Below are 19,485 nucleotides of genomic sequence, written 5' to 3' on the forward strand. Positions count from 1 at the left end.
GCGAAGAGGACCATGGCCTGCAATTTCAGTATTACGCACCCGAAATCGGCATAATCCGACTTACGGCATAATGCCCGCATTCGTGGAGCAGCACGGCGTAATAGGCTGCGGCATCGCGGAAGCAGGCGAAGTCGGGCATCTGCACGTGGTCGGTGGATGGGCGGTAACAGGCCTGCGATCCGCCGTGGCGGATGTCGATGCCGAGCGCTGCGCAGAACCGTTCGGCCCGCTCGATGCGCTCGGCCTCGGGTAGCACCGGTATCTCGGGCGGCGTGTAGCCGTCGACCTGCGCGCAGTTGAAGACCGTGTAGCCGCGGGCGAACATGCGCCGGGCGGGCTCGTCGCGATCCTCGTCGCCGTCCTGTACGTCTGCCTTGCCGTGGCGATCGACGGTCTTCCAGAACACGACGAGGTGCCCGCGCTCGCCCTTGCGGACCTGGGCGCCGAGCGCCTGCCACTGGCGATAGGTGCCCCAGATGCCGGCGGGAAAGCCGGCGGCGTGCGCGGCGGCCCAGAGTGCGATGACGTTGACGCCACGATAGGCCTTGCGAGGCGACGTTGACGGGCGTAGTGATGGCCGATCCGTCGTGGTGCCAGGGCATCCGGTACTGGTCGGCGCCGGCCTCGATGGCGGCGATGATCTGGCTGGTGACACGCTCGTAGATGTCGTTCCGGGGCTGGGGTGTGCGATCGGTGGTCATGGCTGCCTCCTGTGTTCGCCCTCTCCGTCGAGGGCGAGGCGGCAGGGGCAGACGCGGGAAGCCGGGCCGTCACACCCTGTTCTCGGTGCTGGTGCGGAACAGGGTTGATGGGCCGGCAGCGTCTGCCACAACCCGAGCCCTGCCTCGACGGGCGAGCACGGGAGGCAGCCATGACCGGCGAGCGGCGCCTGGACCGGTCAGGATGAAGCGCGGCTGTCAGCCGGTGCCGTCCAGAGGCGGACGCCGCAACGGGACGACCCTGGCGTCCACGGATCGAGACAGCTCCGCTCGCAGACCTTCGATGACGGCATCTCGCTCGGCGAGCTGCAACGTCAGCATCTGGATGTGCTGCGCGAGCGTCCGGGTGAGCGCCCGCAGCTCCGCCATCTCGGCACCACGCACGGCGCGTAGTTCCGCTTCCAGAGCATGGATGCGTTCCTTGAGGGCCCTGGGCGACGATCGCCGCAGGCGGGCTTCGGCCGCGCGGAGCTCGGCGAGAAGATCGCCGGCCCGGTTCGCCGTCGCTCGGCTGACGCCGGCCTCGCGCGCCAGGTTGGCGACGGTCAGCGCCCCGTCGGTGCGTTCAGGGCGGCCGTCGAGCAACCGCTTCATGGCAGCCCTTAGCGCCGCTTGGCTCTTCGGCCCGAGCGCGGTCATGCGTCACCGTCCATGAGAGGCGCGATCAGCCGGCACTTGCGCTCGTTGTCCCGCAGGATCGCCGTGCGCTGCAGCGGCGATAGACGCCGGTCGGCCAGAAGCGCTTCGCCCTCGACGATCGAGGCCTGCCACGGTTCGCGGTGCCGGGCGGTCAGGCAGGCGTTCGGGCACCGGTCGGGGCTGCAGCGCGATAGGGCCGGCGCCGTCCGCTCGGCATCTGGCGCGCCGGTGAGGCAGAGCGCGGTCGCTGCATCGAACAGGCAGTCGTTGAGGAAACCGACATGCAGGGTCCGCCCGAGATGGGCAACCATGGTGCGCAGCCGCTTGCGGTCCAAGATCCGGCCGGGAAGATCGCCAAGTTCCTCCTGCACGCGGCCGAACTCGCGTCGCAGTCGCGCAGCACCCGGTCCCGCCGGGCCTTCACGGCGAAGATAGGCCTCGTAATGGGCGACAATGTCGTCGAGCTGGCCGAGTGCACGTTCGCGCTCGATCGCCAAGCGGAAGTCGGCCTGCGCCGATCCGGCATAGCCTTCGAACATGGCGACCGAGGCGTGCTTGTACTGGATCTTGCCGGCGACCGTGCCGAACGGCCGGTTGGCGATGTACCAGGCGATCGTGCGTCGGAGCTGCCGGGTCGTAAACTTCCAAGGCTCGTCGCCGATGCGCGGAATCGCCGGCGCGGCCTCCGAGCGCGTGTCGAGGCCCTCGCGGAAAAGGTTGAGTGTCGGCGTTGCACCCATCCCGAGATGATCGTTGCTCCAGGGCCAGTCCTTCAGCGCCACCCACAAGGATGACAGTTCCTTCTCTCGGCGATTGCGTGCCGAGAGAACCTCCATCACCGCGACGGCGCGAGCGACGGGCTCGATCGTGATCCAGTCGGCCGTGACGCCGCGCGCGCCATGGCGCTTGTACACCGTGCTGCGCAGCCGGTACCGCTCGACCAGGCCGTCGGCGCTGCGCACCGGCGACACGCAACCCGGCTGCATCGCCTGCACCTCGCTGTCGCGCATGCCGGTGAGGTAGGCGCAGACGAGATAGCAGGCGCCCTGCAACATCCGTTCTTCGCGGGCGAGGCTGAGGCCGTCGAAGCGCTCGCGCCATGGCAGTCCGGTGTCCGGATCGATCGAGATCGGCGTATCGAGCCCGCCGATCTCGGTTCCGAGCTCGGCGGCTGCCTTCTCGATCAGTCGTGCAGTCGGCTCGGACTGGCTGATGCGGCCGCTCTGCGGAGCGCCGGCGTGAAGGCGCATCAGATGGAGATTGTAGGGCGGGGTCTCTTCGCCGGTGAGCGGGTCGATGCGGCGGGCCACATTGGGCGCGTGCTCCCAGATCGGCACGCCTCGGCCCATGGCCCGGCGCACGTCGAGCCACTTGGCCACGCGGGCGCGATAGTTCTTGGCCACGGCCCGTCCGGCCCGCGCGTCCCGCGCCATCAATCGGGCGCAGCGGGCTTCGAGAGCGTCAAGCTCGGCCCGCGCCGCGAGGATATCGGGCGCATAGACCTCGACATACTTGAGCGCCCAGCGCAGCATGGCGCCGATGACCGGCTCGGGAATGCGCGGCGTGGCGTTCTCGGCGGGCGCTGGCGGCCGGCCGGCAACGCGGTGCGCCGCACGTCCACGCCACGGCAGGAAACCGATGCCGCCGCCGGTTAGCCATGGCGCCAGGTGATGCAGGTCGATCGGCACCTCGACATACTTCACCGTCTCGTGAGGCGTCCGCCGTCACGGGCATACGCCAGATAGGCGTCGAGCAGCGCCTGATCGATCCGGCTGAGATCGACGGCGCCAGTCCTTGCGCGGAGGAACGCGGCGAAATGCTGGATGTAGCGCAGCAGGCGGATCGCCGAGGTCGCGCCGCAGGGCGCCCGATATCCCGGCACATGGATGCGCAGGCGGGCGATCACGTACTCCTTCGCCAGCCGCCGCGTGACGGGATCGGCGATGCGGGCGAGGTTCAGCCGGTAATTGCTGTAGCGGGCGTTCACCCGGAAAATGGCGGCGCCCAGGTCCCAAAGATCGTCACCGAAGCGCGGAAGTCGCGTGCGGTCGGCATCGTCCCTGACCGCCACGCCGGCAAGCACGGGCTCGTCGTTGCCATAAATGGCCGAAGGCAGCGACGCGTGCTGCGGCAGCTTGATCGGTGCCGGCATCATGGCGCTCTCGCTTCGGGCGGCAGGTAGAGGAGCGCGGGGTCCGATGACCCAATCCGACGGGCTTCCTCGATCTCGGCGTCGGCGAACCGGGGCAGAATCTGTTCGGCGATGCGTCCGTGAACCCGGCCGAACTTGGCGATCCAGTCGGCTTCGCTCAGCACCTGCCGCTGCGCCCGGATGAAGTTGAGGAAGGCCAGGAGCGCGGGCACCTTGCGGGCGGTGACCACGGCATTGCTGCATTCGAGACACCCCCAGAAGGGGGACGGACAGGCCTCTCCCTCCGAGCCGAACGGGCTGTTGTAGAAGCCGCCGCAACTGGCGAGCCAGACGTCCTGCTCGCCGCCGAACAGCGCCTTGACCGCGGCGGCGCCGACAACGGGAAGGCCGGTCGCCTTGTCGGGATCGGTCTGGACGGCCGCTTCCTCCTCCGACGACAGGACACAGGGGGGGAACGCGGCGTCGAGCGCATCGGTCATGGCGTCGGCAATTGTCGCCTCGTGCAGATGACGAAGCGCGGGAATGTCGGCGTAGTGGTCGGCCGCGACCGCGACAGTGTGGCCGACGGCGAAGCGGTCGAGCTGGCCGCCCGTGCGCCGGTACCATGCCGCCTTATGCGTCTTGCGCAGGCGCGTCAGATTGAGGCGAAGGCGTTGGCCCCGCTCATCAAGGATGCCGTGCCGGCGCGTCCATGAAGCCGCGAGCTCCTTCATGCTGAGCACCCGAGGGGTCAGGCGGCCCCAGGCACAGTGCGCCCAGAGCGTGTCGGCGCCGAGCCGGCTTCTCGCCGGACCGGTCCACTGCAGCGCCTTGCGGATCAAGCCGCCCGGCGTCGAGGAACCGCCGTCGCGCACACGCAGCCGCTTCCACTCGGCGCCGCGCGCCCGACGCTTGCAATACTCGATCTCGACATAGCCGCCCGCCGGGTTCTTCAGGCAGTCCGCTCGCAAGCCCTTGATCGCTTCGATCTCCATGCCGGTGTCGAGCGAGATAAGCACGATGAGCGGCACGAGATCGGCGGCGATGAGATGCCGGCGGCCATGCAGATCGTGGATCAGGCGATCGTTCGGCAGGCCACTCTCGCGGCGGAGCGTGTAGAGTCGCTTGAAGAGAGGGTGCCTGTGCCCGATGACGCCTTCCGCGTCGATCACTTCCATTACCTGTTTGTGGGTTGCTGCCAGCGCCTTGCTCCGATCGGAATCCTCGACCGCCGGAATACGATCGGCCTCGCCCAAGCGGCGGATGATGGCGGCGAGATCGGTGCGCGCCGCCTTCCGCAATGCCGCGGCGACATCATCGCCATAGGCATCGCGCGGCCTGGCGCGCACGCCGGGCCGATCGCTCGTGTACATCAGCCGGCGTGAGGCATCGGGCGGCAGGTGGCTGGGCTCCGCGGCCTCGGCAAGCCGCAGCAGGTTGAGCACCTTGCTCATGCGGTGCAGGCGGTGATTGGGATGCAGGCCGCTCCCCTCCATCCAGGAATCGAAGCCGTCGATGCAGACGGCACTGACGTCGGAGAGACGGGCGACGTGCGATCCGGCGGAATCGAGATAGCGCCAAAATGTCTTGAGCGCATTGGCATAGGCGTAGGCCGTCGAGATCGAGCCAGCCGGACCACCGACCTGGCAGGCGCGCCAGAGCGCGCCGGCAAAGGTCCGCGCCAATGCCTTGCGGCCGGCGAGCATCGTCAGGTCGATCGTCTTGCTGCGATCCGCCAGCGTGACGGTAAAGCGCAGCGATGCGATCGCAGCGGCGGCCTCGCCCTCGGGATCGGGCAGCGCCTCGGGAAAGAGGGCGCGGCGACCCGGCCGCCGCACCGATGGAGCCGCCGCGGCGGTCATGCCGCGCCGCCAGCCGTGTCTTCGGCCCAGCGATCCGCGGCGGCCTCGACCAGCTCCTGCGCCTCGGCGAGGCTGTCGAGATAGATGTAGGTGCTGGTGATACTCGCATGCCCCAGCAGGTGCTGGAGCTTCTGCAGAGGATCGCCGAGAATCCGCCGATAGGCTGCGCCGTGCTGGTCCTGCGGATCGAACACGGATCCGATCTGCTCGCGGATCAGCATGGAGAGCATGTTGACGGCGAAGGTGTGCCGCAGCGTGTGTGGCGTCACCTCGACCTCGATGCCGAAACGGCGGCAGCGGGTGCAGGCCCGCCGAAAGGCAGCTTCCCAAGTCGCCGAGGGCACGGGCTTGCCGCCTTCAGTCAGCCAGAGCAAGGCATGCTGCGCCTGGCCGGGCGTGCCGACCAGCACGCGGCGGCGTTCGCCCAGCGTCAGACGGTCGAGCCGGACACGCTTGCCCGCCGCGTCTGTTGCCTTCCCGTCCTCCAGCATCAGCCAGAGCGGATCGGACACCGAAGGCTCTGTGCGCGCGGCAGAGACCGTGCGCTCGAGATCGACATAGTCGCCGATCAATCTCAGTACCCGGCGGGGAACGCGGATGCGCCGTGGTCGTCCGCCCTTGGCGATCGGACCGGGGAGATCGAACGGCACCGAGCGCGATTCGGGATCGGTCAGGCGCGGCAGCTCACTCAGCAGCAGACTGCCGGCCTCTGTCAGCCGCAGGCCGGTCGTGACGAGAAGCTCGGCAAACAACGCATTGCGCTCGCCGTTGCGGCCGCGCCACGTCGCGTCCTCCGAGCCGTCGGGAAGCCGGCCGCGCAATCCCACCTCGCGGAACAGCAGGTAGCGGCCAAGATCGATGTAACGGGTATCGTGGCGCCGCGCGGCGCGCTCGCGGGCACGGTTCGTCGTCACAGCGAGCACTGCGCGGCTACCGCCGGCCCTGCGAAGGGTGGCGCCGTAGCTGAAGGGCGAGATCGCAATGATTCCTTCCTCGACAGCCCAGCGATAGAGCTTGTCGAGCGCGGCAACGCTCCGGTTCCAGCTCGCAGCCGAGATGCGGTAGGGAGCTGCCGACAGCCGACGCGCCCGGTGAAAGGCCAGGACATCGTCGCGGCCGGCCTGCCAGACCGTCTTGCCGCCGCGCCGTTCGACAAGAAAGCGCGCCCAGACGAGAATGTCGCGGGCGTAGGAGCGCCACGTGTTCGGCGATCGCGCTCCCATAGCAGGACAGGCACGAAAGAACCGGTTGAGAGCGAGATCGTAGCTGCCGTCATCCATCAGGATGAACGGCATGCCGTGAATCAGCCCGGTGCGCTCGACCGCGTCGAGCGCACCGGGCGCGAGGCTCACTGCAAGGTCATCAAGGAAAAGCGGACGCGAAATAGTGTCAAGATCGGTAAAATACAAATGCACGCACGATACCCAAGCGGAGCGCCTTCGGCGCAACTTCATTGTTTAGAATGCGAGGGGTTCCCCTCGCGCTCTCCCGCTCGCCGCGTGGCAGGGGTGCAGGACTTAGCCTGCACCCCATGAACAGCTTGTCGTGCCGCCGCCGCGTCAAGCGTTGTCCTCGCTACGCTGCGGGAACGCTTGACCCGGACGTCTGAAGAGCTTCACCGGAGCCGTGGTGAGGCGCCTCCAATGCATGATTCTGAGACAGGATCACAGAGTCAGGATAAGGCGACCAGTTCCTCGAAAGCGTATTTCCTGGTGCCGAAGGAGCCGGAGAAATCCCGGTTCAGACGGGACGCATGGCCAGTGGCATGGGTCTTATGCCGATATCGGCATAAGGGGCATTATGCCGTAAGCTGGATTATGCCGCATGGCCGAGTTCGGCGGCTGCTGCGTCTGCTGTCGGCCATGCGGCAGTTCGGCATAATCAGAGCGCTTTGAAGAAGGCGAGTATGGGGTGGCAAGCTGCCCGACCGCTTCTGGGCGCCCAAGCCGGGAAAGCGGCCGTTCAGCAGGCTACTGTACTTTGACCGCAATGCGCCACCATGCCAGACGTTCGGGCAGACTTTGCCTGCGCCTGAAAGCGGACGTTCAGGTCGGTCTGTGTGGACGGCAGCAAAGCGCCCCCATGTCGGTCGTAGATGCCAGCTTTGCCTGCGCCCAGAAGCGGTCATTCACGCTAATGGCGGCAGTTGTCGAGGAGCGTGCCTTCGGTGATCTCCAGATCGAGCCGCGACGGCGCGAGGCCGGACGAAGCGACGGCCGACAGGACCGTTTCGGCAAGCTTTGCATCTTTGAACTGCAGGGGCGGGATATTGACCGAGACCGGACAGCGTTCCGTTCTAGGATGCTGCATCGCGCGTCGCCGTTCGCAGCACCCATTCGCCGATCGCCGGCATCCGGCCTATTGCCTCGGCCAACGTTATGAAACTGGCCGGGGTCACCGCCGTTCGGTCCGAACGGGTCCACCGAAGCAGAGCTTCGAAGCCCGTCACGGTTGCGGTCGCAAGGTCGACCTGCGGTTGGTAGACAAGACTGAACACCTCAAGCGCCAGCGCGGCGCGCAAGGCGCTTTCCAAGCCCCGGCGCGCCTCCACCGCGTCTTTCATGCATGGATCGAAAAAATCGATGACAGCTGCGGCCGCCCCGTTTGGCCGCATAGAGCGCCAGATCGGCGTTCGAGATGTTTCGGAAACATCCGAGCCCGCGTCGCCCATGGCCACGCCGAGGCTGGCTCAGACATTCACCGAACGCCCTTCGATGATGTACGTCCGCGACAAGAGGTCGACGAGGCGGCGCGCCATGCTTTCCGGCGACATTTTGTCGAACTCCGCTTGCATTCCGACGAATTCGTCGCCGTCGAAGCGCGCAACAAGGCCCTCGTCCGCGCACAGCTTTATAAGGCGGGCGCCGACCAGTCGCACAGCGGGGCCCCGCCGGATGGCCGAGCGGATCGTTGACGAACTTGAACCTGTCGAGGTCGATGTAGTGGATGGCATATCGATCCGCCCTGACCGCCTAGCCGCAGAGATGTTGCCGAGCAGGCGGATCGATATTTGGAGCTAGTTGACGTTGGACGACCGGCGGTTGGATCGACGCTCGCAGGCGAGGATTTCCGCCAGATCAAGCCCGGCCACCAGAGCGGCGAGTACAAGTCGGGCATAGGGCGGCGCGCCGCGATTTTCTCAGGCTCTGAGCGATCCTACGGCCAATCCCAACCGGCGTGCCAACCCATTGCGGTCGGTTGCGAGGCTCTCCAGCGCGGATTCGACTTCTTGTTGAAACGTCCTGTCCATGGAGCTTTAACGCCGCTCGCCCTGTCGGCAAGAACGATTGCTCGCGATCAGCCAAACAGCGGCCAGATCCGGTTGAGAAGTTCGCCTCCGAACCAGAACACGAAAGCGACCCACGCTGCTGCCAGAATGGCCGCGACAAACGCGAGAATAAGTGCAAGCCCATCCCGCAAGATCAAGGCGAACGCGATCATGGCGATGGCGGCGACGGGCGGCACGTTGCCGAAAGGTATCGGCAACCCGATCATGATGGAGAGAGGCAGGATCATCAAACCCGCGACGCGGCCGGCCTGACGTCCGGCAAGCCACTTGAAGCGGCCCGGCGCGTGCAGGTATTCGATCGCAACCAGCCAGCCGCGCGCTCGCTTGCCGGCGTTTGTCAGCACTCTGGTTGAGACAGACCGCCGAGTGAGCACGGCGGGCAGCCACGGCTTGCGACGGCCAATGATCATCTGAATGGCAAGGACTGCAACCGCCGTGCCGAACACCATGCCGTATGGCCCCGGGATCGGAATGAGCGCTGGCAGCACGAGGACCAGAACCAGCATCGGGAACCCGGCCGCACCGAGTCGGTCGACCACATCACCGATCGCGATGCGATCCCGATCTTTGCAGGCCGCCAGCAGATCGTCGATTACTTCCGACGCGGTGGGCGGTACAGCGTCCTCGTCAACAGCCAGCACGCGACGATCTGATCCTCGTTTCTGAGTGATGGCAAGTCGGGGCATGTGTCTAGCCTCACGCTGTTCTTCCGGCATCTTATGCAAGGTCCAAGGCCAGCCGGATTGCTGCAAGTGCGCCAGCACAGGCCGTCGTGAATGCCGCGCGCGTATTGAGCATCTGTGACCGGTTTAACGCGACGACCAACCGATTGATGTCCGCGGCGCTCAGTTCCTCGCGCCGCGTGATCCGCCTGACCCGGTGACGGCCGGATGCCCACCAGAGCCAGGCGGATGCCATCGCAAAGCCGACGATGGAAAGATCGAGTATGGTGGAGAGGTTATGCATGTGTCGGCTGCTCGTTTTATGAACGTCCCTAGCGTCATCGCGGCCGCAAGCCAGTGAACGAACTGCGGCCCTCCCGTTGTCGCTCTGCGCTTACCCACTGGCGCCTTCTAGTGGCTCAAGAAACGGCCGGGCGGCGTCGATGGCTGCCACGCATTCCGGTGCAGCCTCGGTAAGCAGCGTGACCGGGTCGGCAAAACCGATCCAGACGCCGAATGCGCTTGATGACGCCCACCACAGATCGTCCAAAGCACGGTTGACGATCTGCGCTCCTTGCTCGGTTACACAGGCGACGAGCGAGGCCACTACCTCCTGCGGGGCGCTGGTGTCGGCAAGCGACCTTGCGATGTCCTGCTGCAGCGGCTCGAGAAGAAGAAAGGTGATCAGGGCAACCAGCATGTCGTGCATTGTTTCAACTCCTTGCGTCCGAACATGTCGAGCTCAATTCCAAGTGCGCCATCTGGCAGCCCTGGCGATGGACTTGCTGTCCAGCGCCAGGGCCGAGCCTTAGGGGCGCGGCAATTCTTCCGGCCCGATATGCGGCGGCTGAGACCGCGTCTTTACCAGGCTCCAGACCACGCCCGACGCGATGATAGCGAAGGTGATGCCAAGCGAGAGCGCGGCGGGGAACTTCTCGAGACCGAGCAGGTCAGCGACGAAGATCTTCGACCCGATGAAGATCAGCACGATCGCGAGCGCCGGCTTTAGGTATTGGAACCGGTGGATCATCGCAGCGAGCGCGAAGTAGAGCGCGCGCAGGCCGAGAATGGCGAAGATGTTCGACGTGTAGACGATGAATGGGTCCGTCGTGATAGCGAAGATCGCCGGTACCGAATCCACGGCGAAGATCACGTCGGCGATCTCGACCATCACCAGCGCCATGAAAAGCGGCGTCATGAACCAGACGAGCTTGCCAGTTTTCGGATCGGGCTTCTTGACGAAGAAATCCTGGCCGTGGTGTTCGTCGGTCACGTTGAAGCGGCGCCGCAGGAAGCCGACGATGGGGTTATTGCCGATCTCGGGCTCCTTGTCGCCGATCCACAGCATCTTGATGCCGGTGATCACCAGGAACGCGGCGAAGATGTAGAGCACCCAGGAGAACTGCGAGACGAGCGTCGCGCCGAGGCCGATCATGATGGCGCGCAGGACGATGACGCCGAGGATGCCCCAGAAAAGCACGCGGTGCTGGTATTTGCGCGGAACCGCGAAAAAGGAGAAAATCAGCGCGATGACGAAAACGTTGTCGAGCGCCAGCGTCTTTTCGACCACGAAACCCGTCACATAGTTCATACCGGATTCCGCGCCGAGCTGCCACCAGACAAAGCCGCCGAAGGCCAGACCGAGGGTGATGTACATCGACGACAGGATCAGGCTTTCGCGCACCTCGATCTCGTGATTGTCACGGTGAAGGACGCCGAGGTCGAAGACCAGAAGCGCGATAACAATCGAGATGAAGCCGAGCCACATCCAGACCGGCTTGCCGAGCCAGTCGGCGAACAGGAATGCAAATTCCACGTGAACTCTCCAGCCGGTCGTCCACGGTGAAAAAATGTCCGACATCGCGAGAGGACCGGCATCTCTCGCCAGAGGGGCCCGGACTGGGGCAATCAACATGTCCGCCGCCGATCCCGCAGGATCGGCGGCGGTAGACCAGCTAGGTTGCGGCCGAAGTCAAACGGCGGATCAGGACGGTCACAACGCCCAGGATCGCGACGCCGACAAGCCACACGATCGCGATCAGCGGTCCGTCAAGCGGCGCGGCGATCTGTGCGAACCAGGCGATCAGGCCATCGGCAGCGCCCATGCCGGCCATCCAGCCGACCGCCGCCTCGACGGCGGCATAGGCAGCAAGCGCGAGCAGCGACCATGCGACGATCAGGGCAACGCCGCCGTAGCCGACGACACGGTTGAGCTTTGCCGCTTGGCGCGGTTGAAGGTGCATGGATGCGCCCTCACGCCCGCGGCCGCGCCATCGTTGGCGTGAAGGACCTGCGGCGGATCACTGGGATGACTGTCGCCTGCCCTTCCCGGTTGAGCCGCTCCAGATATTCGATCTGCTCGCGAAACCGCAGCTTGAGCTTCTTTAACCCGTAGAGCCTCAGGCTGTCGGGCGCGGGACGCGCCTGTTCATGCTCGATACGGGCCTGGATTTGTGCGCGACGATTGCGCAGCGAGTTCAGGAACGGGTCCATGTTCATACCTCCGTGTTGACCACGAGGCTGATTTGGGTATGCCTTTGCGATTGCGCCAATTGATTGTTGAAATCGTCATGATAGTCGTCAACTATCAGCCATGCCGTTCCGACCAACCCTGCGCCAGCTCGAATATGTCGTCGCCCTTGCCGAATGCGGTCATTTCGGCAAGGCCGCCAAGCGCTGCCATGTCTCGCAACCCACGCTGTCCGTTCAAATTGGGATCGTCGAAGAAAATCTCGGCATCCAGCTCTTCGAGCGGACCTCGGCAGCGGTCCTGATCACGCCAGCCGGAGAACGCTTTCTCCATGGAGCACGCGTTAGGCTTGCCGCGATGACCGATCTGATGGATGCCGTCGCGCAGGACAGCGCTGCCTTGGGCGGTGTCGTCAGGCTGGGTACGCCTCCCAGCTTCGGGCCGTACTTCCTGCCGACCTTCCTGCCGCCCCTCCACCGGACATATCCCGACCTCAGAATCTATATCGTCGAGGATCGCCCTGCCGCGATCGAAACCTCTGTCGCCGAAGGCACGCTCGATTGCGGTGTCGGCCCCTCATGCGGCGAGCCCTCCTTGACCTTCATCCCGATTGGCAGCGAGCGGCTTTATCTCGGCGTGCCGGCCGATCACCGCTTTGCGCAAAGGCGATCCGTTGCCATGAAGGAGCTGGCAAACGAACGCCTTCTGGCACTGGGGAGCGGCAACCGTCTTTTGGAAAATGTCCAGCACCTGGCGAAGGCGTCGGGTGCGACGGTCGTCGACGACTATGTCGGCACCAGCCTCGACGCGATCCGCCAAATGGTCTCGATAGGTATGGGCTGTTCCCTGTTCCCAGAACTTTACGCACGGGCGGAGTTCCGCAACGCGGAAGACGTGCATCTCCTTGAGGTGAGCGACTGGCGCGAGACCCGCGAAGTCGGGGTCTACTTCAGGACAACGGCCGGCCGCGCGGCGCATTTTGAGGAACTGGCCAAAAGGGCCAAGGATGCGGCACAGGCGCTCGGCGTCGGGTAGCTAAACGACTCCGATCTGCGCCGAGCCCTGCTGCAGGAGCATTCGCAAGGCCGGGTTCGGAAAACGCCGTTCCATCGTCACGGCAAAGAAGGTCTCCGTGATCCCCAGCGGCTCATCGCCCTCGACGAGGAGGCCGGCCGCCAGCTCGTCCTTGACGACGATGGGCGGCAGGACGGCAAGGCCGACATCTTCGCGGGCCAGAAGTCGCATCATCGCCATGTCCTCGACCTCCGCGACGATCTGCGGGCGCACCATCAGGCGATCGGCAAGAGCGTCGAAGCCGGCGCGCACGCTGCTCTCCAGCGTCGGTACGATGACGGGATGGTCGCGCAAAAGATCGACGAGGCCCGCTCTGCCAAAAAACCGATGCGGCGTGCCGACGAGGCCGACTGGCTGTTCAGCGATCCGATGCGCCACGAAGGGCGTCAGTACATCACGCGCGGGCGCGTGGTTGATGAGCACGACGTCGAGGTTCAGTGCTTCCAGCGCGCGCAAAAGCTCGGCGGCCCCGCCGGAGCGCAAGACGAGCTCAATATCGGTCCGGCCGAGAACGGGCCGCAGAAACTCCATCTGGAAGTTGCGCGACAAGGTGGCGAGCGCCCCGACCCGCAGCGCCTGGCGCGCCGTACCGGTTTCGCGAAGCGTGCCTAGCAGTTCCTCCCCGGTCGCGAAGATCGCATCGGCATGGTCGAGCGCGATGCGGCCGGCTTCGGTCAGATGAAGCTGTCGTCCGCGCCGGTCGAAGAGCGCATGGCCGAGCTGCTCTTCAAGTTTGCGGATCTGCACCGAGAGCGCTGACTGGGTCAGGTTCAAGCGCGCGGCCGTGCGCGTGAGGTTGCCGTCGTGGGCGACGGCCCGGAAATACCGCAGATGGTGATAATTGAGCGCTGCCATGCCGTTCGATAATAGCGAACGGAATTGAGCAAACAATGCATTTTCTTTCGGAACGCGGCTCGGCTAGCAGCAGGGTGTCGCCACCGCACCCAAGGAAACCACCTTGTCGCTCAATCTGCTGCCGCTCGCCGCACCGCTGTTCCTGCTTCTCGCCGCACTGTTCGCGTCTTCGCGTCCGGGTCGAAGGGCCCCGCACGTAGCGGCCGTCGCCGAGCGAGCCGCCATGTCGGCCCTCGCTATCGCGGCCGGTTCGCTGGTTCTCCTACTGCTGCAGGGTCCGGGCGACAGCGCCCTCATAGGCTCGGCTGGTATAGGTCTCTCCGCGCGGCTCGACGTGATCAGCGTGACGATGCTGCTTCTGGTCTCCTTCGTCGGCTGGATCGTGCTGCGCTATTCGCGTACCTTGCTCGATGGCGAAGCACGGCAGGGCGCGTTCACAGGCTGGCTGTGCGCGGCGCTAGCCGCGGTCCTTCTCCTCGTTCAGGCCGGCAATCTCGTGCAACTGCTCGGCGCGTGGATCGCGACGAGCTTTGCGCTCCATCGCTTGCTGCTCTTCTATCCCGAGCGCATCGGGGCGCAGCGCGCGGCGCGCAAGAAGCGGCTCTTCGCGGTCCTTGGCGCCCTGTCGCTGGCAGGCTCGGTGCTGTTGATGAGCGTGGCCTTCGGCACGACCGATATCGCCGCGATCAATACCATGGCGCGGACCGGCGACGTTTCCTGGCACGCGCCGGCAGCGGCGGGGTTACTGGCGCTCGCGGCGTTGTTGAAATCGGCCCAATTCCCGACCCATGGCTGGCTGACCGAGGTGATGGAGGCGCCGACGCCGGTCTCGGCGCTGCTCCATGCAGGCGTCATCAATGCCGGCGGCTTTCTCCTCATCCGCTTCGCTGACGTGATGCTGCTCGCGCCCGGCGTGCTGGCGGTGCTGGCGATGGTCGGCGGCTTCACCGCCCTCTTCGGCGCACTCGTCATGCTGACCCAGCCAGCAGTCAAGACCTCGCTCGCCTGGTCGACCGTGGCGCAGATGGGGTTCATGATCCTGCAATGCGGGCTGGCGCTGTTCCCGTTGGCACTGCTCCACATCGTCGCCCATTCGCTCTACAAGGCCCATGCTTTCCTGGCCTCGGGCGGTGCCGTCGAGCAGGTCGCCTCGATCCGCCGGCCGGGACCGGTGGCCATACCAGATGGCGGCGCGGTCGCCCGCGCCTTCTTCATCGCGTTGGCGATCTATGGCGCGATCGGTGCAGCCTTCGGTCTTGGCTTCGGGTTTGAGCACAAATCACCCCAATCGCTCGCACTCGGCGCCATCCTCATCTTCGGCGTCGCCTATCTGCTGGCCCAGGGGCTAGCGGATGCCGCACCGCGCGCCCTGACGACAAGGACAGCAATTTACGCGACCGCAGCTGCCCTCGGCTACTTCGCGCTCCAGACGGTGGCCGAATGGCTGACGGCGGGCGTGCTGCCGGCGACGCCCGCGCCGGGGAGGCTCGAATGGACCCTGATGGCGCTCGCCGTCCTGACCTTCGGCCTGGTCGCAGTCGCGCAGGCGCTGTTCCCGCTCTGGGCGGGCCATCCGGCGGCTGCCGGCCTGCGGGTTCATCTCTCCAACGGGCTTTATGTCAACGCCATGCTCGATCGCATGCTGGGCGGCTGGTCCGTCCGCAAGCCCTCGTGACGCTCAAGGATCAGGAAAACCTCATGCTGATGACTGTACACAAGACCCCACTTCCCGGCTCCGAAGCAGTCATGGCTGCGGCGCACGGCGCAGCGCGCGCCATCCCGCCGCTCTGGCCGCTGGCGTCCAGCGTCGCTGTCAATCCGTTCCTTGGCCAGACGGGCGAACCGCTGGCTGTCGCCGCTGCGCGGTTGCGGCGGGTCGCCGGCATCCGGCTCAACATGCCGCGCGACTGGTATCGGGAGCGCCACCAAAGCGGCGAACTCACCGACGAAGATCTGGCCGAAGCGCTTGGAGCGGCGCCAGCATCAATGCGCCCAAAAACGGTTCCCGCGCTAAAGCAGGCATTGAATGTCGAGACGTCGGCGGCGCGGGCTTTGCCGACCGTCGCCGAGTTGGCGCGCGAGGCCAGCGGCATCGACTGGCAGGCCGTGGTCGATGAGCGCATCAGCCATTGGGCGGCAGGCTATTTCGATCAGGGCCAAGCGCTCTGGGCCGCAGCGCAAGGCCGCAGCGCCTATGCCTCCTGGCGCACCGTCGCCATGCATGACCTGACCCCGGAGATCGTCGGCCTTGCCCGCTTCGCCGGCACCGTCGCGGACGCTCCCGAAAGCGCCGAGGCCGCCCTGATCGACGCCGTCGAGACGCTCGGCCTGTCCGAGTCGGCGCTGGAAAGCTGCTTCCACCGCCTGCTGGCAAGCCTGGGCGGCTGGGCGCAGCTCGCACGCTATCGCCTCTGGAAGGCCGCACTGGCAGGCGGGACCGACAAGACGGTGATCGATCTCCTTGCCATTCGTCTCGTTTGGGAAGCTGCACTTCTGCGGCAATACGAGCACGAGATCGGCACGCAATGGCGCGAGACCGTGACCGCCCATGCCGAACCGGTCGCCGCAAGCGCGGAGGATCATGTCGATGCGATCCTCCAGGAGGCCGCTGAGCGCGCCGCCCAGAGGCAGCTGCGGGCCCTCTTCGCCGAACCGCGGCCCGCCGTGCCGGCTTCGTCGCGTCCCGCGATGCAGATGGCCTTCTGCATCGACGTCCGCTCGGAGGTCTTTCGCAGGGCGCTGGAAACGCTCGATCCCGGGATCAGCACGCTCGGCTTCGCCGGTTTCTTCGGCATGGGGATCGCGCACCGCCGCTTCGGCTCGGACGTGGTGGAAGCCCGCCTGCCCGTTCTGCTCCGGCCCGGTCTCTTCACCTGCTCGGGAGAGCAGACGCCTGAGACCGAGCGCGCGGATCGCACGGCACGGATCGCGGCCCGTGCCAAGCGTGCCTGGGGTCGCTTCAAGCTCGCCGCCGTCTCCTCCTTCGCCTTCGTCGAGGCGACGGGGCCAGTCTATGTCGGCAAGCTTCTTCGCGACGCGCTGGGGCTCACCCGCAATGCCGCACCGAACGACCCGGCGCCACGGCCGGCCGACACGATCGGCCTCGACCAGCGGATCGAGATGGCCGAAACCGTCCTCAGGGCCATGTCGCTCACCGATCGTTTCGCGAGGTTGGTGCTGATCGCCGGCCACGGCGCCAGTGTCGTCAACAACCCGCATGCCAGTGCACTCCATTGCGGGGCCTGCGGCGGCTATTCGGGCGAGGTCAATGCCCGGCTGCTCGCCTCGCTGCTCAACGCGCCCGACGTGCGCACCAGCCTTCTCGCACGCGGCATCGTGGTTCCCGAAGACACCTTGTTCCTGGCGGCCCTCCACGACACGACGACCGACGACGTTACCATCTATGACGCCGATCATTCCTCGGTGGAGCACGCCGCGGACCTGACGGCGGCCAGGGGTTGGCTCCAGACCGCAGGCGGGCTCGCGCGGGCCGAACGGGCAAGGCGCCTGCCCCGCGCCGAGACACAGGCCGATATTGCCCGCCGCGCCCGCGACTGGGCCGAGTTGCGACCCGAATGGGCGCTCGCCGGCTGCCAGGCTTTCGTCGCCGCGCCTCGGTGGCGCACGACGGGTTGCGACCTGGGGGGCCGGGCGTTCCTGCATGATTATGACTGGCGGCGCGACGAAGGCTTCGGCGTGCTGGAACTAATCCTGACCGCACCGGTCGTCGTCGCGAGCTGGATCAGCCTGCAATATTACGGCTCAACCGTCGCGCCGGAAGTCTTCGGCGCCGGCAACAAGCTCCTGCACAACGTCACAGGGGGAATCGGCGTCGTCGAAGGCAATGGCGGCCTCCTGCGCGCCGGCCTGCCCTGGCAGTCCGTCCATGACGGTAATGAGCTGGCGCATGAACCGCTGCGGCTCTCCGTCGTCATCGAGGCCCCGCAGAAGGCGATCACCGGCATCCTCGAGCGCCACGCGGACGTCCGGGCACTGCTCGACAATCGCTGGCTCCATCTCTTCGCCCTCGGCGAGGACGGCCGCATGGCCTGGCGTTACGCCGGCAACCTCTCCTGGGACGAAGCGGAGGTGGAAACCTTGCGACTTCAGGCGCACGCATGAAGACCTTCGTTCCGCAAGCTGTCCCCCTTGCAGACGCCGGCCACCGGTATTCACCCTATGCCTGCCGGCATGCCGTGCTCGCCACGATGCACGGAAAGGAGGAAGCAATCGCGCCCGTCCTGCGCGACCGGCTCGGACTGATCGTCTCGTCCGCGCCGGATATCGACACCGACGCACTCGGCACCTTCACCGGCGAGATCCCGCGCGCCGGCACCATCCGCGAGGCGGCAATCGCCAAGGCGCGGCTGGGCATGAAGGCAACCGGCTTGCCGATCGGCCTTGCCAGCGAAGGCAGCTACGGCCCGCACTCGCAGATCCCATTCGTTCCCGGTGGGGTCGAGCTCATGGTGCTCGTCGACGATATGCGCGGCATCGTCGTCAGCGAGCATCTGATCGAGGACGCGCCGGTCTTCGGCCACGGTTATGTAGTTGCTGGCGACGATGTGACGCCCATCCTGGATCGTCTCGGCTTTCCCGCGCACGCCTTGATCGTGAAGCCGGCCGAGAGCGAAGGTGGAGCAGGCAACATCCACAAGGGCCTGCGCGACAGAACCGCGCTCGAGCTGGCCGTCATGTCGGCTAAGGCGCAATCGGACGACGGCCGGGCGCTGATCCAGACCGATATGCGCGCCCACATGAACCCGACCCGGATGGCGACGCTCGGCCGCCTTGCCTCTGCTCTCGCCGAACGGCTTTCCGCGCTGTGCCCGGCCTGCCGCACGCCCGGCTACGGACAGGTCGATGTCGAGATCGGCTTGCCTTGCGAATGGTGCGGGACGCCGAGCCTCATGGTCCGCCACCGCGTCTTCGGCTGCGTCGCCTGCCCGCATCGTGAGAACCGGCCGCGCGGCGACGGGCTGACCAAGGCCGATCCGGGACACTGTCCCTTGTGCAACCCATGACCGGACGATGGAGAAAGGCCGATGACGAAAGCTGATGACGCGCCGCAGACCAATGACGAGCGGATCGCCTGGGTTCTGGCGCATCCTCGGATGAGCCCATGGCTGAAGGCGGCCCTCGAAGGCGCCAGGAAATGCCATCCGGTGGAAGTGCAAAACGATCTTGAGATTCTCAATCTGCTCCTGCGTGCGTATGTCGCCGAAGGCCTCGGCGCCAACGTGCGGAATTCGAACATGACGTGAAGTGTGTGGTGATAGGGTCAGTGGCGTCGCATCTGATGCTGGGGCCGGTCGGCTACGACCGTTTACGGCTTCCGTCCACCAGATTCTGATGGCCGCAATGGGCCTACGCTGACCAAGCAAACTTTGCCCAACAGGGCAGTGCGGGAAAGGCAGCTAACCGCCAAGCGCTTCCAACAGCGGACCGTCCGGACTTGATGCGGTGGACGGCTCTCCTCCCTCCCTGCGGTATGATCGCGGGATTGAAGATGGAGGAGCACCACGATGAGCAACATTGTGACGATCGGTTTGGATATTGCAAAGTCCGTTTTTCAGGTCCACGCGGTGGATTCGTCCGGCGAGGTTGTTGTTCGCCGAAAGCTGACGCGAGGGCGTGTCCTCGCCTTCTTCGAAAGTCTGCCACGATGCGTGATCGGGATCGAGGCCTGCAGTTCCTCGCACTATTGGGCTCGCGAGCTGATCGCACTCGGCCATGATGTGCGGCTGCTGCCGGCACAGTACGTAAAGCCCTATTCCTGGCGGC

Annotated in this window: 21 protein-coding genes and 4 pseudogenes; 7 read left to right on the plus strand and 18 right to left on the minus strand. The window is 65.9% G+C overall.

Translation table 11 applies throughout. The features are described from left to right. Positions 1-31 precede the first annotated feature (31 nt). From KWJ32_RS28325 to KWJ32_RS25330, 17 genes and pseudogenes are all read right to left on the minus strand, one after another. Positions 32-523, minus strand: a complete 492-nt coding sequence (locus tag KWJ32_RS28325; protein ID WP_231771619.1) for an ArdC-like ssDNA-binding domain-containing protein — start codon at positions 521-523, stop codon at positions 32-34. A gap of 82 nt (positions 524-605) precedes the next feature. After that, positions 606-701, minus strand: a pseudogene (locus KWJ32_RS25255) (hypothetical protein); the annotation flags it as partial. A gap of 216 nt (positions 702-917) precedes the next feature. Continuing rightward, positions 918-1,358, minus strand: a complete 441-nt coding sequence (locus KWJ32_RS25260) for a hypothetical protein (protein ID WP_012112820.1) — start codon at positions 1,356-1,358, stop codon at positions 918-920. Then, positions 1,355-3,061: a hypothetical protein gene (locus KWJ32_RS25265; protein ID WP_231771511.1), complete on the minus strand. Its 1,707-nt coding sequence runs from the start codon at positions 3,059-3,061 to the stop codon at positions 1,355-1,357. The genes KWJ32_RS25260 and KWJ32_RS25265 overlap by 4 nt, the downstream gene beginning before the upstream one ends. Beyond that, positions 3,058-3,513: a hypothetical protein gene (locus tag KWJ32_RS25270; protein ID WP_231771512.1), complete on the minus strand. Its 456-nt coding sequence runs from the start codon at positions 3,511-3,513 to the stop codon at positions 3,058-3,060. Before KWJ32_RS25270 ends, KWJ32_RS25265 begins: the two co-directional genes overlap by 4 nt. Next, positions 3,510-5,351, minus strand: a complete 1,842-nt coding sequence (locus KWJ32_RS25275; protein ID WP_012112822.1) for a hypothetical protein — start codon at positions 5,349-5,351, stop codon at positions 3,510-3,512. Before KWJ32_RS25275 ends, KWJ32_RS25270 begins: the two co-directional genes overlap by 4 nt. Then, positions 5,348-6,766, minus strand: coding sequence for a tyrosine-type recombinase/integrase (locus KWJ32_RS25280; RefSeq protein WP_192799865.1), 1,419 nt, complete (start codon positions 6,764-6,766; stop codon positions 5,348-5,350). Before KWJ32_RS25280 ends, KWJ32_RS25275 begins: the two co-directional genes overlap by 4 nt. Positions 6,767-7,023: 257 nt before the next feature. Beyond that, a pseudogene (locus KWJ32_RS25285) lies at positions 7,024-7,119 on the minus strand (zincin-like metallopeptidase domain-containing protein); the annotation flags it as partial. Positions 7,120-7,484: 365 nt separating this feature from the next. Further along, positions 7,485-7,661 (minus strand): EAL domain-containing protein, encoded by a 177-nt coding sequence (locus KWJ32_RS25290; RefSeq protein ID WP_137387896.1) that lies wholly within the window; start codon positions 7,659-7,661, stop codon positions 7,485-7,487. Further along, complete coding sequence (locus tag KWJ32_RS25295) at positions 7,648-8,022, minus strand: EAL domain-containing protein (protein ID WP_090597691.1); 375 nt, start codon at positions 8,020-8,022, stop codon at positions 7,648-7,650. The genes KWJ32_RS25290 and KWJ32_RS25295 overlap by 14 nt, the downstream gene beginning before the upstream one ends. 18 nt (positions 8,023-8,040) lie before the next feature. After that, positions 8,041-8,304 (minus strand): hypothetical protein, encoded by a 264-nt coding sequence (locus KWJ32_RS25300; RefSeq protein WP_090597690.1) that lies wholly within the window; start codon positions 8,302-8,304, stop codon positions 8,041-8,043. Between the two features lie 344 nt (positions 8,305-8,648). Then, on the minus strand, positions 8,649-9,326 hold the full coding sequence (locus KWJ32_RS25305) for an exopolysaccharide biosynthesis protein (RefSeq protein WP_192799866.1): 678 nt from the start codon (positions 9,324-9,326) through the stop codon (positions 8,649-8,651). A 31-nt stretch (positions 9,327-9,357) separates the two neighbouring features. Then, positions 9,358-9,606 carry a hypothetical protein gene (locus tag KWJ32_RS25310; RefSeq protein WP_090597688.1) on the minus strand — a complete coding sequence of 83 codons (249 nt, stop codon included), beginning with the start codon at positions 9,604-9,606 and terminating at the stop codon, positions 9,358-9,360. A 90-nt stretch (positions 9,607-9,696) separates the two neighbouring features. Continuing rightward, the gene (locus KWJ32_RS25315) at positions 9,697-10,011 is read right to left on the minus strand and encodes a hypothetical protein (RefSeq protein WP_090597687.1); all 315 of its coding nucleotides are present in this window, start codon (positions 10,009-10,011) and stop codon (positions 9,697-9,699) included. Positions 10,012-10,110: 99 nt separating this feature from the next. Further along, positions 10,111-11,118 carry a TerC family protein gene (locus KWJ32_RS25320; protein ID WP_090597686.1) on the minus strand — a complete coding sequence of 336 codons (1,008 nt, stop codon included), beginning with the start codon at positions 11,116-11,118 and terminating at the stop codon, positions 10,111-10,113. Positions 11,119-11,257: 139 nt separating this feature from the next. After that, a complete protein-coding gene (locus KWJ32_RS25325; protein ID WP_090597685.1) occupies positions 11,258-11,545 on the minus strand; it encodes a hypothetical protein in 288 nt (95 codons plus the stop codon). Positions 11,546-11,555: 10 nt separating this feature from the next. Continuing rightward, entirely contained in the window at positions 11,556-11,795 is a 240-nt protein-coding gene (locus KWJ32_RS25330) for a YdcH family protein (protein WP_161601057.1), read from the minus strand. Positions 11,796-11,895: 100 nt separating this feature from the next. On the opposite strand from KWJ32_RS25330, the pseudogene KWJ32_RS25335 reads away from it, so the two are divergent. After that, positions 11,896-12,033: pseudogene (locus KWJ32_RS25335) on the plus strand (LysR family transcriptional regulator); the annotation flags it as partial. Positions 12,034-12,129: 96 nt separating this feature from the next. Further along, positions 12,130-12,807: a LysR substrate-binding domain-containing protein gene (locus KWJ32_RS25340; RefSeq protein WP_231771620.1), complete on the plus strand. Its 678-nt coding sequence runs from the start codon at positions 12,130-12,132 to the stop codon at positions 12,805-12,807. Here the strand turns inward: KWJ32_RS25340 and KWJ32_RS25345 are convergent, their stop codons facing one another. Next, positions 12,808-13,701, minus strand: a complete 894-nt coding sequence (locus KWJ32_RS25345; protein WP_090597682.1) for a LysR family transcriptional regulator — start codon at positions 13,699-13,701, stop codon at positions 12,808-12,810. A 103-nt stretch (positions 13,702-13,804) separates the two neighbouring features. Between KWJ32_RS25345 and KWJ32_RS25350 the strand changes: the two genes are divergently transcribed. The 5 genes and pseudogenes from KWJ32_RS25350 to KWJ32_RS25370 all read left to right on the plus strand — a co-directional run. Then, positions 13,805-15,376 carry a proton-conducting transporter membrane subunit gene (locus KWJ32_RS25350; protein WP_090597681.1) on the plus strand — a complete coding sequence of 524 codons (1,572 nt, stop codon included), beginning with the start codon at positions 13,805-13,807 and terminating at the stop codon, positions 15,374-15,376. Positions 15,377-15,399: 23 nt separating this feature from the next. Continuing rightward, entirely contained in the window at positions 15,400-17,823 is a 2,424-nt protein-coding gene (locus KWJ32_RS25355; RefSeq protein ID WP_090597703.1) for a DUF2309 domain-containing protein, read from the plus strand. Beyond that, positions 17,820-18,725 (plus strand): DUF6671 family protein, encoded by a 906-nt coding sequence (locus KWJ32_RS25360; RefSeq protein ID WP_137387899.1) that lies wholly within the window; start codon positions 17,820-17,822, stop codon positions 18,723-18,725. The genes KWJ32_RS25355 and KWJ32_RS25360 overlap by 4 nt, the downstream gene beginning before the upstream one ends. A 21-nt stretch (positions 18,726-18,746) precedes the next feature. Next, the gene (locus KWJ32_RS25365) at positions 18,747-18,965 is read left to right on the plus strand and encodes a hypothetical protein (RefSeq protein WP_090597679.1); all 219 of its coding nucleotides are present in this window, start codon (positions 18,747-18,749) and stop codon (positions 18,963-18,965) included. Positions 18,966-19,226: 261 nt separating this feature from the next. Further along, positions 19,227-19,475 (plus strand): annotated as a pseudogene (locus tag KWJ32_RS25370) (IS110 family transposase); the annotation flags it as partial. Positions 19,476-19,485: the final 10 nt, after the last annotated feature.

This window comes from Ochrobactrum sp. BTU2, from assembly GCF_024539785.1.
Taxonomy (GTDB): domain Bacteria; phylum Pseudomonadota; class Alphaproteobacteria; order Rhizobiales; family Rhizobiaceae; genus Brucella; species Brucella anthropi.

Excerpts from the sequence above, each read along its gene's own strand:
- KWJ32_RS25345 (WP_090597682.1), bottom strand. The coding sequence starts at position 13,701 with ATGGCAGCGCTCAATTATCACCATCTGCGGTATTTCCGGGCCGTCGCC.
- KWJ32_RS25290 (WP_137387896.1), bottom strand. The coding sequence starts at position 7,661 with ATGCAGCATCCTAGAACGGAACGCTGTCCGGTCTCGGTCAATATCCCG.
- KWJ32_RS25270 (WP_231771512.1), bottom strand. The coding sequence starts at position 3,513 with ATGATGCCGGCACCGATCAAGCTGCCGCAGCACGCGTCGCTGCCTTCG.
- KWJ32_RS25310 (WP_090597688.1), bottom strand. The coding sequence starts at position 9,606 with ATGCATAACCTCTCCACCATACTCGATCTTTCCATCGTCGGCTTTGCG.
- KWJ32_RS25305 (WP_192799866.1), bottom strand. The coding sequence starts at position 9,326 with ATGCCCCGACTTGCCATCACTCAGAAACGAGGATCAGATCGTCGCGTG.
- KWJ32_RS25315 (WP_090597687.1), bottom strand. The coding sequence starts at position 10,011 with ATGCACGACATGCTGGTTGCCCTGATCACCTTTCTTCTTCTCGAGCCG.
- KWJ32_RS25360 (WP_137387899.1), top strand. The coding sequence starts at position 17,820 with ATGAAGACCTTCGTTCCGCAAGCTGTCCCCCTTGCAGACGCCGGCCAC.
- KWJ32_RS25275 (WP_012112822.1), bottom strand. The coding sequence starts at position 5,351 with ATGACCGCCGCGGCGGCTCCATCGGTGCGGCGGCCGGGTCGCCGCGCC.
- KWJ32_RS25300 (WP_090597690.1), bottom strand. The coding sequence starts at position 8,304 with ATGCCATCCACTACATCGACCTCGACAGGTTCAAGTTCGTCAACGATC.
- KWJ32_RS25260 (WP_012112820.1), bottom strand. The coding sequence starts at position 1,358 with ATGACCGCGCTCGGGCCGAAGAGCCAAGCGGCGCTAAGGGCTGCCATG.
- KWJ32_RS25330 (WP_161601057.1), bottom strand. The coding sequence starts at position 11,795 with ATGGACCCGTTCCTGAACTCGCTGCGCAATCGTCGCGCACAAATCCAG.
- KWJ32_RS25365 (WP_090597679.1), top strand. The coding sequence starts at position 18,747 with ATGACGAAAGCTGATGACGCGCCGCAGACCAATGACGAGCGGATCGCC.
- KWJ32_RS25355 (WP_090597703.1), top strand. The coding sequence starts at position 15,400 with ATGCTGATGACTGTACACAAGACCCCACTTCCCGGCTCCGAAGCAGTC.
- KWJ32_RS25325 (WP_090597685.1), bottom strand. The coding sequence starts at position 11,545 with ATGCACCTTCAACCGCGCCAAGCGGCAAAGCTCAACCGTGTCGTCGGC.
- KWJ32_RS25295 (WP_090597691.1), bottom strand. The coding sequence starts at position 8,022 with ATGGGCGACGCGGGCTCGGATGTTTCCGAAACATCTCGAACGCCGATC.
- KWJ32_RS25340 (WP_231771620.1), top strand. The coding sequence starts at position 12,130 with ATGACCGATCTGATGGATGCCGTCGCGCAGGACAGCGCTGCCTTGGGC.